Source organism: Flavobacterium sp. 38, assembly GCF_057799715.1.
On sequence record NZ_JBYNWZ010000001.1, the window covers coordinates 828845 to 842206 of the forward strand.

Here is a 13362-nt window from a genome sequence, read left to right on the forward strand (position 1 = left end):
AACCGTCCCGATACATCGGGGCGGTTTTTTTATGCTTTTCTCTTTTTAGATTTTCTGTTTCTTCCAAACCAAATTATAAATCCGCTTATGGGTAGTGCGGCTGCAATTAAACTTACGGTAAAGGCTAGAATTTTTCCAGGAAGATCCAAAACTTGTCCCGTATGTATTCCGTAATTCATTTCTACAACTTGTAGTCCTAAAGTTTTTTTATCGAAAGTCTGGCTTTGAATTAATTTTCCGCTTGACGGATGAAAATAATAATTGCTCTGCTGATCATAACGCAATGTATGCGGATAAGCGCCAGTACTCACAATATCTCCTTTTTGCTGCGGAATCATCACAAAAAACATTTCTGCTGTTGGCTCTAATTTTTGGGTCTGAATAAATGCTTTGTCAATTGCGGTAATCGAATTGGTTTTGAATGCAGTGGTATCAATTACAGGAGTTTTTGTTTCGGCTGCTTTGTCTCCGCCCAAATTAAAAGATTTGTAAATTCCGTCGCCAACCCATTCGTAGGTAAAAGTAAGTCCAGTTATGGCTAGAATTAAGGCAATTATCGAAATGTAAAAACCTGTAGTATTGTGCCAATCATAATTGATACGTCGCCATTTGGCATTCCATTTAATGGTAAAACTTCTTTTGAGATCACTTTTTCGTTTTGGCCACCATTGTATAATTCCGGAAATGAGCAACAAAATAAAAATGATAGTTGCTCCACCAATAATATGTTTTCCGATATAATCGGGCAGAAGAAGATACAAATGAATGTATTCTACAATGATGAAGAAATCAGTTTCGGGATTTTCAGATTGCAAATGTTTTCCTGTGTACGGATTAAAATATAAGTAAAGATTTTCGGTATCTGAATAGGTGTAAACAATTGCCGATCTGTTTTTCCCGTAATAAGCAACCATGCTGACTTTGTTATCAGGAACGGTTTCTTTTGCTTTTTCCTGCAATTCAGATGGCAATAAAAAAGGTTTGTTTTGAGGTTCAACTAAACGCCATTCTTTTCGGGTAATGTCTTTTATTTCGTCATGAAAACAAAAAATACAACCCGTAATACAGACTACAAAAACAATAAGCCCAGAAATTAATCCGAGCCATTTGTGCAGAAATCGTATTTTGGTCTTGAATCCCATTTTTTAATTAAAAGCGTAAAAGTATGCTCAAAATTTATATGGAACAAATCCTTGTGGATATTTTGTTTAAATGCGGAAATAAGATTGGAATATTTGAAGAAATGTTTCTCCCGCAGATTTGGCAGATTAAGCTGATTTTTTTCACGCAGATTTAAATATGATTCACGCGGATATTCGCAGATGACTCAATTTAAATCTGCTCAATCTGCCAAATCTGCGGGAAACAAAACTTTGCGACTCCGCGACTTTGCGAGATTCAAAAAAACTTAGTGCCTTCGTGTCTTCGTGGCAAAAAAAAACTTTTAGTTAGAAACCGCTTTTTTAGGTTTTAAATGATAAGCTGTATATAACGAAATGGAAGCCAAGAAAATCCAGAAAACATCAATAAAGAAAATCTGAATTTTGTTTTCCATAAAAGAAGTCCAAAACCAATCTCCAGAAACGATACCGTTTGTAATCGGAATCAAGAATCCTAAAATACTTCCAGAAATCAGACAGAACTTGTTGGTAAAAGCATCATTCTTTTTAATAATAAAGAAGATCGTAAGGATTAACCATCCACCAAAATAAAGTGCAAATAAATTAGATTGGCTTAAAGGATAGAAAATTTTACTTCCAATAAAAGACATGGCTGTAATTGGATACATGCTTAAGCAGATTGCCAAATAAATACGCACCACTGCAGCGTTGAAACGTCTTTTCTTTTCTGGCAAATTGTTTTTTTGTCGAGCAACAAGCCAAATCATAACTCCAGAAATTATGACAAAACAGGTTATAATTCCTAAAATGAAACTTACGATTTTTAAAGCATATCCGCCGTAATCTCCAAAATGGATACGGTATAAAACAGTTTTTACGGCATCAAGATAATTGTTTTGTGAAACTGGATCTTTTTTAGCAATTTCTTTTCCGTCAGATACGCGATATACTGCTTTTCCAACGCCGACAAATTTTTTATGAGATAATAATTCGCCTTCGACCAAAACATGCATATTAATATCTCCGTAATTCTGAATGATTACTCTGGTGATTTCAAAATCTTTCCAGTTGTTTTTTGCCTTTGCAACTAATTCATTTACATTAAAAGGATTGGCCAGTTTTTTATTTTCAAAAGTATAATCAGGATCGTTGTATTCTAATTCGTCATACAGTTTTTTATCATCTCCTCCATAAAGAGCCATTACAGCGGGAGCAACGATTAAAAGTTTAATCATAAAAAAGGCTCCTGTAACCGCATAAACAAATTGGAATGGTAGACCAATCATTCCTAATGCAGTGTGTGCATCTGTCCAAAGTGTTTTTAATTTTTCTTTTGGACGAAAGATGTAGAAATTAGATACAATTTTGTTCCAATGCAATAAAACTCCTGTTACGATTGCAAACAAGAAGAATAAAGCTGTAAATCCAGATAAATAATATCCGGCAGGATAAGGAATCTGCGCTAAAAAGTGCAGACGGTATAAAAGTTCTCCCAAAGAATACGATTCTTCGTAAGTGTACGATTTAAAATTTTTAGCATCAAGATAGAAAAACGAACCTTCTTTTTGTTTGGCTGGAGCCAAAGTATCTTTGGTTCCTTCCATGTAAACGGCTACTCTTTCTTCGACAGAAGGTTTAGAAATAGTAATATTTCTTCCGTGTAAAATATGTTTTTTGTCAAGATCTTTTAGCGCACTATTGTAGTCTAGTTGGATTTCTCTTGTAATTGCAGTGGATTCACTTCTTTCCCAATTGATGATTTCATCTCTAAAAAAAGAAAAAGACCCAGCAAAGAAAATTACAAAAAGAACTACGCTGATAACGATTCCGCTAACAGTATGTGTATGAAAATAGATATTGTAATGACGGTTATTCATAAATTATTTTGCCGTTGGATGGTAAGTTTGACCTAAGTAAATAAAAAGACAGAAAACTAAAGTAAGAAGAATGTAAATTCCCCAGATTTTCCAACCACTTTTGGCTAGAAAAGCAATGACCATAAGCGCAACCCAAAGAATAAAACCGCTATAAGCCATTGTCATTAAAACATTAGCTCGGTTAAACCAAGCTGCAAGGGCAAGGTGAAAAGAAACGGCAACGAAATAACCGCCTAAAATTGCGGCCGTGATTTTAAGAAAACGCGGCAAAAAGGCTGGAGTTAAATATTTTGGATTTGCTGGCATTCGTTATTGGATTTAAGCGTAATAAAATTCTAAAATAGAAATGATGATCAAAAGTGCTAAAAGCGCTTTGTGGTTCACTTTTTTAAGCGGTGCTAAAATGATGATTAAGCTTCCAACAGTCATTAGCTGAATAAAGAACATTAAAGTGCCACAGCCTAATGATTGTGTATAAAGCCAAGATGCATAAGCAATCAATAATAATCCTAGACCTGTAAGTTTGGTTTGCTTTGGATTGTTTTTCATCCATTTTTCAAAACCAAAATCATACGATAAAACAGCTCTTTTTGAGGTGTAATAAAGCGTATAAAAAGCTAAAAAAACGATAAGACTGGCTATAGTAATCATAATCTTAGAAATTTAAAAAACACCTTTCTAAATTTTTAGAAAGGTGTTTTTGTTTATTATTTATTAAAATCTATATGAAAAGTTTGCAGACACACTTCTCATGTTTTTTGGGTGAATGGTTGACCATCCGTCATAAGTGTCAACATTTGCAATATTGTCTAACTTAAGTGTCAATGTAAATTTCTCTGTTCCGTAGAAAATAGATGAATTTAATACGGTGTAAGAAGGAAGTGTAAACTGACCCACAACATTTCTGTTCATGATTAAGTTTTTATCAGCATAATTTCCTCCAAAACCTAAACCAAATCCTTGTAAATCTCCTTGTGGGAATTTATAGCTTGCCCAGAAGTTTGCAGTGTTTCTTGGTCCAGAACTTTCTGGTCTATGTCCTACAAAAGAAGGATCTCCAGCATTTAGGACAGCATCAACGTAGCTGTAACCTGCAACGATGTTTAAACCGTCAATTGGGCTTGCAACGATTTCTGCTTCAAAACCTTTGTTTCTTTGTTCACCATCCTGGTAAGAGGTTTGAGTTGGTACTCCGCCTGTAGAACCATAAACAGTATAAACTTGATCTGTTACCTTAATATCGTAGTAGCTGAATGTTGCATAAACTTTATCTTTAAGAACATTTAATTTCGTACCAATTTCAAATTGGTTAGCGTGTTCTGGTTTGAAAGTTCTTGGAATACCCATTCCGCCTAAGCCGGTATCAGTTGTTGGAGCTGTGTTAGTAAAACCATCCATGTAGTTAGCAAAAAGCGATACTTTATCAATAATTGGCTGATAAACGATACCAAACTTAGGTGAAAAAGAAGTTTGGTTAAAATCATCAGCATTTGTAGTAACGTCACCTTCTGTCATAAAACGGTCAACACGTAAACTAGCCATTGCAGATAATGCAGGCGTAATATTGATTACATCAGATGCGTAAGCACTAATAACTTCTTGTTTCGTTTTGTTGTTGTTTGCATCAGTTGCTGCAATAAGTTTGTCAGAACCAGCTTTTGTTAGATTACCGCTGTCATTATCTGTAATATATTTTGTTGGATCTGTAATTCCAAATAAATAATTATTTACAGTTGCTACATCTAAGTTTCCGATATAAACATATCCGTTTGATACGTATCCTGAACCATTGTCAACTTGTCCTCTATTAAAATAATCCAAACCAACAACAATTCTGTTTCTTAAACTGCCTAATTTAAAGTCGCCAATAAAGTTTTGTTGAATATCTGTTGTTAATGTAGTAGTGTCTTGGTAATTCATAGAACGTCCTAAAACAATTCCTTGATTAATCTGCGTCGGTGCAAATTGTGTTCCTTCGTATAAATAAGTATAATATCCTTCAGATTTAGATGATCCTCTAGATAGAACTGTTTGAGAAGTCCATTGGTCAGAAATTTTGTAATTCATCTGTCCTTGAAGAGAGTAAGAAGGAGTTTCGATAAATAATTCGTTGCTTGTATAAGAACGTTTGTTGTCGTATCCTAATTCATCCATGTTATGAACTCTCAACTCTGTTCCTCTATCTAAGAATAACATAGTTGGGTTCGTCTGTTTGTTATTCATGAATTCTGTATTAATCAAGAACGAAAGTCTATCACTAACTTGGTAAGATAATGAAGGAGCAAAGAAAAACGATTTTCTAAATCCAGCATCTTGAAAACTATTTTCGCTGTGGTAAGCTGTGTTAACACGGAAATTAATTTTGTGTTCATCATCTAATGGAGTGTTAACATCTGCAGTAACACGGTTTAATCCGTAGCTTCCAGCAGTGTAGCTTACTTCTCCACCAAAATGATCGTAAGGTTTTTTTGTCGTAAGGTTAATTAAACCTCCGTAAGAGATTAAACTACTTCCAAATAAAGTTCCAGATGGCCCTTTAATAACTTCAATTTTGTCAATGTTTGCCGGATCGATGCTTCCGTTATTCAAAGCTGGCAATCCGTTTGTCATAGTTGGCTGTACAGCAAAACCTCTAAGAGAGAAGTATCCTGCACCGTCTCCTCCACGTCCTGTAGAAGCCCAAAGCGGAGATAAACCTGGAGCATTTTTTAATGCATCATCAATATTTGTAACTACTTGTTCTTTTAAAAGTTCAGCAGTAATAGTAGTATAAACTTGCGGGTTTTCAAGATTTTTAAGAGGTAATCTTGATACTTGTGTTGTCTCTTTACGAGCTAACGGATTTTTTCTGTTTCCGTTTACCACAATTTCATTCAATTCTTGAGAGTTTTCGCTAATTCTAAAATCTTCAATAATAGAATCGCCTGCATTAAGGCTAACACTTTTTTCTTTAGAAGAATATCCAATTCCAGAAACTTTAATCACATAATTTCCTGGTTTAATGTTTTTAATTTCATAGAAACCATTTGCATCTGTACTTGTTCCTATTTTTGTTCCTTTCAATACTACAGAAACATTGTCTGCAGCTTCATTATTTGTTAAGCTAATTTGGCCTTTAATAGTTGCTTTTTCTTGAGCCAAAGCAGATACGCTGGTCATTAAAGCAAAACAAAAACTCAAAAAAGAAATTGTAAATTTGAATTTCATTTTTATTTAGAATTGATTTTAATAGCGCAAATGTACATGTTGAATGCATATAATGCAAGCTATTCTTATTTATTCTAAATAATTTTTTTAAATAATCATTTTTAGTCAGAAAATAGGTTTTGGAAATGGTTGTTTAAGAAGCAAAAAAGCCTGCTCAAACAAATGAACAGGCTTTTTATATTTTGAAAATTATGCTGATTACAATTCTAAAGCACGTTTAGCATCGCCATTCATTAATAATTCTACTGGGTTTTCTAAAGCTTCTTTAACCGCAACTAAGAAACCAACAGACTCACGTCCGTCGATGATTCTGTGGTCATAAGAAAGAGCAACGTACATCATTGGGTGAATTTCCACTTTTCCGTTTACTGCAATCGGACGCTCGATAATGTTGTGCATTCCTAAGATTCCAGATTGAGGAGGGTTGATGATTGGAGTAGATAACATACTTCCGAAAACACCACCATTTGTGATTGTGAAAGTTCCTCCAGTCATATCGTCAACTGTAATTTGACCATCACGAGCTCTTAAAGCCAATCTTTTGATTTCAGCTTCAATTCCACGGAAAGTTAAGTTTTCAGCATTACGAACAACAGGAACCATTAATCCTTTTGGTCCAGAAACTGCAATAGAAATGTCACAGAAATCGTATCCGATTTTGTAATCACCATCCATCATAGAGTTAACATCTGGGTATAATTGTAAAGCTCTTGTAACTGCTTTTGTAAAGAAAGACATAAACCCTAAACCTAAACCACCGTGTTTAGCTTTGAAAGCATCTTTATATTCGTTACGAATTTGGTTGATTGGCGTCATGTTTACTTCGTTGAAAGTAGTCAACATAGCCGTTTCATTTTTAGCAGAAACTAATCTTTCCGCTACTTTACGACGTAACATAGATAATTTAGTACGCTCAGTTCCACGGCTTCCTCCAGTTGGAGTTCCCATAGAAGGTACAGCATTTACTGCGTCATCTTTAGTGATTCTTCCATCTTTACCAGTTCCAGAAACTGATGCTGGAGCAATATTTTTCTCGTCTAATATTTTTCTTGCTGCTGGAGAAGGAGTTCCTGCTGCATAACTTGCAGCTGCAGGAGCTTCTGCCGCTTTTGGAGCTTCAGCTTTCGGTGCTTCGGCCTTTGGAGCCTCCGCTTTTGGCGCTTCTGCTTTCGGAGCTTCAGCTGCTGGAGCAGATCCTGCTGGTTTTGCAGCATCTGTATCGATTAAACAAACTACAGCACCTACAGCTACTGTATCGCCTTCTTCTGCTTTTAGTGTAATTACACCGCTCATTTCAGCAGGTAATTCAAGAGTTGCTTTGTCTGAATCAACTTCAGCAATAGCTTGATCTTTTTCTACATAATCACCGTCTTTTACTAACCAAGTTGCAATTTCAACTTCTTTTATTGATTCCCCTGGTGATGGGACTTTCATTTCTAAAATCATCTTGTTTTTGTTTAAAGTTTTAGTTAGTCTCAATCCCAATAGTGATCAGGATTGAAACAGGAAACAATTATTTTTTTATCTAAATAAATTTTTATCGAATACCATTCTGATAGCATCTGCGTGACGACGTTTTGCACGTGTGTAACTTCCAGATGCAGGAGCAGAATATGCTTTTAATGAAGCCAATCTCCATTTGATGAAATCAAAATTCATTAACATAAAGCTGTAAGCTCCCATGTTTTTAGGCTCTTCTTGCGCCCAAACATAATCATCAGCATTTGGATATTTTGCAATGATTTCTTTGATCTGTTCTGCTGGGAAAGGGAATAATTGCTCGATACGAACAACTGCAACGTCATTTCTTCCGTTATTTTCTCTTTCAGCAACAATATCATAGTAGAATTTACCTGTACAGAAAACCAAAGTTTTAACTTTCTTTTTATCTACAGTGTTGTCATCAATAGTTTCTTGGAAACTTCCGCTTGCGATTTCCTCAACTGTTGACACACATCTTGGATCACGCAATAAACTTTTTGGAGAGAAAACTACCAAAGGTTTACGGAAATTGCTCTTCATTTGTCTTCTCAATAAGTGGAAGAAGTTTGCAGGCGTTGTACAATCTGCAACATACATATTATGTCTTGCACAAAGCTGTAAGTAACGTTCCATTCTTGCAGAAGAGTGCTCAGCACCTTGTCCTTCATATCCGTGAGGCAATAATAGCACGATACCATTTTGGTTGTTCCATTTATCTTCTCCACAAGAAATATACTGGTCAATCATAATTTGCGCTCCGTTAGAGAAATCTCCAAATTGTGCTTCCCAGATTGTTAAGGCTTTTGGATTTGCTAAAGCGTATCCGTAATCAAAACCTAAAACTCCGTACTCAGATAAAAGAGAGTTGAATACGCCAAAGTTTCCTTTTTTGTTTTCAATAGCGTTTAGTAAAATTACTTCTTCTTCAGAATCTTCTACTTTAACCACAGCATGACGGTGAGAGAAAGTTCCTCTTTCTACGTCTTGTCCAGAAATTCTAACGTCAAATCCTTCTGTTAAAAGAGATCCGTAAGCCAATGCTTCAGCAGTTCCCCAATCAACAGTATTGTTATCATAACCTGCTTTTCTGTCAGATACAATTTTAGTGATTTTGTTGATGAATTTTTTGTCTTCTGGTAAAGTTGAGATTGTATTAATGATAGAATCCAATCCTTTTTTATCAAAAGTTGTATCTACTTTTTGAAGCATTTGCGTATCAGTAACCTGAACAAATCCTTCCCATTCGTTTTTCATGAATGGAGTAATGATAGTCAAATCTTTTTTACGAGAAGCTTCTAAATTTTCTTCCAATCTAGATTTGTATTCTTTTTCTAAAGCATTAACATAAGAAGCATCGATTACGCCGTCAGAAAGTAATTTCTCAGCATAAATGTCTCTTGGGTTTTTATGTTTAGCGATGATTTTATATAAAACTGGCTGTGTAAAACGAGGTTCATCACCTTCGTTGTGTCCGTATTTTCTATATCCTAAAAGATCAATAAATACGTCACGTCCAAATTGCATTCTATAATCTAATGCAAAAGATACAGCGTGTACAACAGCTTCAGCATCATCAGCATTTACGTGTAATACTGGCGAAAGCGTTACTTTGGCAACGTCTGTACAATAAGTAGAAGAACGAGCGTCTAAGTAGTTTGTTGTAAATCCAACTTGGTTGTTGATTACAATATGGATAGTTCCTCCAGTTTTGTAACCGTCAAGTTGAGCCATCTGAATAATTTCGTAAAGAATACCTTGTCCTGCAATCGCAGCATCACCGTGAACAGCGATTGGTAAAACTTTAGAGAAATCGTCATTATAATATTTGTCTTGTTTTGCTCTGGTAATACCTTCAATAACAGCTCCAACAGTTTCTAAGTGAGAAGGGTTTGGCGCTAAATTGATATTGATGCTTTTTCCAGTTCTAGTTTTTTTGTCGGCAGTAAGACCTAAGTGGTATTTTACGTCACCATCAAAATATTCCTGATCGTAATCTTTACCGTCAAATTCACCAAAAATATCTTGAGTCGATTTTCCGAAGATGTTTGCCAAAACGTTCAAACGACCACGGTGAGCCATTCCCATTACGAATTGCTCAACACCTTTTTCAGCAGCCTGTTCGATTAAAGCATCAAGAGCAGGAATGATAGATTCTCCACCTTCTAATGAGAAACGTTTTTGTCCAACATATTTAGTATGAAGGAAGTTCTCAAAAGAAACAGCTTCGTTAAGTTTATTTAAGATCGTTTTCTTTTCTTCTGTAGAGAAATTAGGCTGGTTTGTGTTTACAGATAATTTATCCTGAATCCATTTTACAACGCCAGGGTTTCTAATATACATATACTCAATACCTATGTGCTGGCAGTAAATAGCTTTTAATCGATTTACGATATCTTGCAAAGAAGAAGGCGCCATTCCGATAGTTTGAGCAGCATCAAAAACAGTTGAAAGATCTGCTGCCGATAACCCGAAGTTTTCGATATCCAAAGTTGGAGATGAAGTTCTACGGTCACGAACAGGATTTGTTTTCGTGAATAAATGCCCGCGCGTACGGTATCCGTCAATTAATTTTAAAACGTTGAATTCTTTCTTTAGTTTTTCAGAAACCTGACTGTAATCTGTGTTGTCGCTAGTCACGTACTCAACGATTGTCTGCACAGGGTTTTCGTCGTTATAAGTTGTTTGTCCAAAGTCAAAACCTTGAAAGAAACTTCTCCAGCTAGGCTCAACGCTGTCTGGGTTGACTAAATATTGATCGTATAATTGTGCAAAAAACTCGGTATGCGCTGCGTTTAAAAATGAAAACCTATCCATAATATGAGTGAATATACTTTTTGTTATATAGAAAGGCAAAAGTACAACAATCACCTTTATTTAAATCTTTTTTTTACGTACTTTTACGTAAAAATTTGTTAAAATAAACGTTAACTATGAATAAAATTCAATTTTCAATCGATTGCAGATATTTTTTTGTGATTTTGGCAGTGTTATTTTCTAGTTATACTATTGCGCAACAAAAATATGTCATTGACAACAGTAACCATTTTTGGGAAAAAGTTCAATTTGGAGGTGGTCTCGGATTGGGTTTTGGATCTGGCTACACCAATATCTCGGTAATGCCGAGTGCGATTTATAATATCAACGAAATTGTTGCCGTTGGTGTCGGATTGCAATTTGGATATTTATATCAAAAAAATTATTACGAATCTTTTGTTTACGGCGGAAGTTTTATCACGCTTGTAAACCCGATTCCGCAACTGCAATTATCTGCAGAATTGGAGCAGGTTAGGGTTGATACCGACTACGAAGAAAATTATTATCATCCCGGTTTTGCCGATGCCTATTGGAATACAGCTCTATATCTAGGAGCAGGTTACAGAACTAATAATGTGACAATTGGAGCACGCTACGATGTTTTGTATGATCCAAATAAAAGTCTTTACGGCTCTGGATTTATGCCTTTTGTGAGAGTTTATTTTTAAAGGTGCTAAGGTTCTGAGGTTCTGAGATTCTAAGTTTTTTAAATACAGAAATTTGAAGAAATATATTTTTATAATTGTCGCTATTATAGCTTTAAGCTGTAATAATTCGAAGAAGTCAAATATTGAAAATCAGAAGGTTGCAAAAAGAGAATTGCGACCTTTTTTTGATTCTGATGAAATTGATCATTATTATTTAAATTCAAGTGATTTTGAACATTCTTCTAGAGATAATGCGAAACAGGAGGAAAAGAAAAAAGAATTTTCAGCTGTATTTTATGGCTATTTTCCCGAGAATGTTGAAAAAAGTTTTGAAAATCTTTTGAAGAAATATGATTACAAAAAATCGAATTTGTCTATTAAGCAACAAAAAGAAATTCAAAACGTATTCAGTGAAAAAGATTCATTGCAAAATGAATTTGCGGCCTGTGTTGCAGAATATCGGGATATTTTTATTTTTAAAAAGAAACAAAAATTAATTGGTGTAGCAAAAATATGCTTTAAATGTGGTCGTTTTCAGATTGTTGGAAGTAAATTGAATACTGAAGGATTTGGTCTTTGGAAAGAATTAGATAAACTAAAAAGTATCGTTCGCAAAGAAGATAAACTTAGCTCCTTAGAACCTTAGCAACTCAGTACCTTAGAAGCTTATTTGTAATAATTTCTAAACCAAACCTTCTGCCATTCTCTTTTCAGAATCAAAAAAGCAACTTGCTCGGCTAGAATTACCAAATCAGATCCGTCTAAGCTTTTGATTTCGTTTTCTGGTACGTCAATAATGTAAAGAAGATTCAAATATTCAGCAAATTTGTACTGGATCATTCGGTAGATTTTTTCGTGCAGCTGAATTTTTAATTCGTCTGGCGAAATGCTTAAAGGAAAATCGATTCCTTCATTGGCCAGATTGAAATCCTTATTAATCTGTTCAATAAGATTAAGATATAAAGTCTGTGCCTGAGCCTGCTCTAGTAAAGATTCTGTATTTGTTGGTGCTACAAACATATTATTATTTTAGATTTTAGAGTGATGATTGTAGATTTACTGAATACTAAACTTTACGTCCCATTAAGTTCTCGCCAAAAGTTCTCAAAATGTCTTTCTTTTCGGCATTGATATCCATTTTTTCTAGCGTTTCAAAAGCTTTCAAAGTATACATTTCAATTGCATCTTGAGTTGCTTTTGAGGCTCCAGATTCATTGAAAATAGCTTTCGCTGTTTCAATTTTTCCTGAATTATCATCTAATTGTAACGTAAACAACTGTTCTAATTCTGAAGCTTTTTCGCTTGACGAAAATTCTAAAGCTTTTAGATATAAATACGTTTTTTTGTTCTCTATAATATCTCCACCAACTTGTTTTCCAAAAGTTTCCGGATCTCCAAAAGCATCCAGATAATCATCTTGAAGTTGGAAAGCCAGTCCTAAATTCAATCCGAAGTCGTAAATTAAATCAGCTTCTTTTTCAGAAGTTTTAGCCACAATTGCCCCCATTTTCATGGCTGCTGCTACTAGAACCGCTGTTTTGTATTCAATCATTTTTAGATATTGCGGGATCGTAACATCTTTACGAGTCTCAAAATCAACATCCCATTGCTGTCCTTCGCAAACCTCAAGTGCCGTTTTGCTGAATAATTTGGCAAGATTTCTAAAAACAGTTGGCTCATATTGTTCAAAATACTGATAAGCCAAAATCAACATCGCGTCTCCAGATAAAATTCCCGTATTTAAATCCCATTTTTCATGCACTGTAACTTGCCCTCTTCTTAAGGGAGCATCGTCCATAATGTCATCATGAACTAAAGAAAAGTTATGAAAAACTTCGACCGCCATTGCTGCGGGAAGTGCCGTCGAATAATCAGTATCAAAAACCTCTGCAGCCATTAAAGTTAAAACAGGGCGAATGCGTTTGCCGCCAAGTCCTAAAATGTATTCTATAGGTTCGTAAAGATTTTTAGGCTCTTTATGTATGTTTTGGTTTTTTAGATAATTGATGAAAAAATCTTGGTACTGACTTATATCGTGCATAATAAATTCTGATTTCGAGGCTCAAATATACAATTCATATATGAATTTTTGAGGACGAAATGTTAAAAGCCGATTAATGATTGGAATCGAGCTTTTAATTATTCTCATTTTTAATGTTTTAAAAAAAATCTAAAAAACTTGGAAACTTTTTTGGTATTCAGAGTTTCCTGTCT

General features: G+C 34.8%; 11 protein-coding genes. 2 read left to right on the forward strand and 9 right to left on the reverse strand.

The annotated features are described in order from the left end of the window. Positions 1-29: 29 nt before the first annotated feature. The 7 genes from AC3E9W_RS03575 to AC3E9W_RS03605 form a co-directional block, all read right to left on the reverse strand. Entirely contained in the window at positions 30-1142 is a 1113-nt protein-coding gene (locus AC3E9W_RS03575; protein WP_488766910.1) for a PepSY-associated TM helix domain-containing protein, read from the reverse strand. A 302-nt stretch (positions 1143-1444) separates the two neighbouring features. Next, positions 1445-2998 (reverse strand): PepSY-associated TM helix domain-containing protein, encoded by a 1554-nt coding sequence (locus AC3E9W_RS03580; RefSeq protein WP_488766911.1) that lies wholly within the window; start codon positions 2996-2998, stop codon positions 1445-1447. Between the two features lie 3 nt (positions 2999-3001). Continuing rightward, the gene (locus AC3E9W_RS03585) at positions 3002-3304 is read right to left on the reverse strand and encodes a hypothetical protein (protein ID WP_306154631.1); all 303 of its coding nucleotides are present in this window, start codon (positions 3302-3304) and stop codon (positions 3002-3004) included. A 12-nt stretch (positions 3305-3316) separates the two neighbouring features. Next, positions 3317-3649 (reverse strand): hypothetical protein, encoded by a 333-nt coding sequence (locus AC3E9W_RS03590; RefSeq protein WP_306154633.1) that lies wholly within the window; start codon positions 3647-3649, stop codon positions 3317-3319. Positions 3650-3712: 63 nt separating this feature from the next. After that, positions 3713-6205 (reverse strand): TonB-dependent siderophore receptor, encoded by a 2493-nt coding sequence (locus AC3E9W_RS03595; RefSeq protein WP_488766914.1) that lies wholly within the window; start codon positions 6203-6205, stop codon positions 3713-3715. A gap of 198 nt (positions 6206-6403) precedes the next feature. Then, complete coding sequence (gene odhB, locus AC3E9W_RS03600; RefSeq protein ID WP_488766915.1) at positions 6404-7651, reverse strand: 2-oxoglutarate dehydrogenase complex dihydrolipoyllysine-residue succinyltransferase; 1248 nt, start codon at positions 7649-7651, stop codon at positions 6404-6406. A 75-nt stretch (positions 7652-7726) separates the two neighbouring features. Further along, complete coding sequence (locus tag AC3E9W_RS03605) at positions 7727-10501, reverse strand: 2-oxoglutarate dehydrogenase E1 component (protein ID WP_456891250.1); 2775 nt, start codon at positions 10499-10501, stop codon at positions 7727-7729. 116 nt (positions 10502-10617) lie between these two features. Between AC3E9W_RS03605 and AC3E9W_RS03610 the strand changes: the two genes are divergently transcribed. Beyond that, the gene (locus AC3E9W_RS03610; protein WP_488766916.1) at positions 10618-11169 is read left to right on the forward strand and encodes a hypothetical protein; all 552 of its coding nucleotides are present in this window, start codon (positions 10618-10620) and stop codon (positions 11167-11169) included. Positions 11170-11221: 52 nt separating this feature from the next. Further along, positions 11222-11794: a hypothetical protein gene (locus tag AC3E9W_RS03615; protein ID WP_488766918.1), complete on the forward strand. Its 573-nt coding sequence runs from the start codon at positions 11222-11224 to the stop codon at positions 11792-11794. 20 nt (positions 11795-11814) lie between these two features. Here the strand turns inward: AC3E9W_RS03615 and AC3E9W_RS03620 are convergent, their stop codons facing one another. Then, entirely contained in the window at positions 11815-12168 is a 354-nt protein-coding gene (locus AC3E9W_RS03620; RefSeq protein WP_306154643.1) for a hypothetical protein, read from the reverse strand. 46 nt (positions 12169-12214) lie between these two features. Further along, positions 12215-13189, reverse strand: a complete 975-nt coding sequence (locus AC3E9W_RS03625; protein WP_488766920.1) for a polyprenyl synthetase family protein — start codon at positions 13187-13189, stop codon at positions 12215-12217. Positions 13190-13362 lie beyond the last annotated feature (173 nt).

Excerpts from the sequence above, each read along its gene's own strand:
- AC3E9W_RS03575 (WP_488766910.1), bottom strand. The coding sequence starts at position 1,142 with ATGGGATTCAAGACCAAAATACGATTTCTGCACAAATGGCTCGGATTA.
- AC3E9W_RS03580 (WP_488766911.1), bottom strand. The coding sequence starts at position 2,998 with ATGAATAACCGTCATTACAATATCTATTTTCATACACATACTGTTAGC.
- AC3E9W_RS03585 (WP_306154631.1), bottom strand. The coding sequence starts at position 3,304 with ATGCCAGCAAATCCAAAATATTTAACTCCAGCCTTTTTGCCGCGTTTT.
- AC3E9W_RS03590 (WP_306154633.1), bottom strand. The coding sequence starts at position 3,649 with ATGATTACTATAGCCAGTCTTATCGTTTTTTTAGCTTTTTATACGCTT.
- AC3E9W_RS03595 (WP_488766914.1), bottom strand. The coding sequence starts at position 6,205 with ATGAAATTCAAATTTACAATTTCTTTTTTGAGTTTTTGTTTTGCTTTA.
- odhB (WP_488766915.1), bottom strand. The coding sequence starts at position 7,651 with ATGATTTTAGAAATGAAAGTCCCATCACCAGGGGAATCAATAAAAGAA.
- AC3E9W_RS03605 (WP_456891250.1), bottom strand. The coding sequence starts at position 10,501 with ATGGATAGGTTTTCATTTTTAAACGCAGCGCATACCGAGTTTTTTGCA.
- AC3E9W_RS03610 (WP_488766916.1), top strand. The coding sequence starts at position 10,618 with ATGAATAAAATTCAATTTTCAATCGATTGCAGATATTTTTTTGTGATT.
- AC3E9W_RS03620 (WP_306154643.1), bottom strand. The coding sequence starts at position 12,168 with ATGTTTGTAGCACCAACAAATACAGAATCTTTACTAGAGCAGGCTCAG.
- AC3E9W_RS03625 (WP_488766920.1), bottom strand. The coding sequence starts at position 13,189 with ATGCACGATATAAGTCAGTACCAAGATTTTTTCATCAATTATCTAAAA.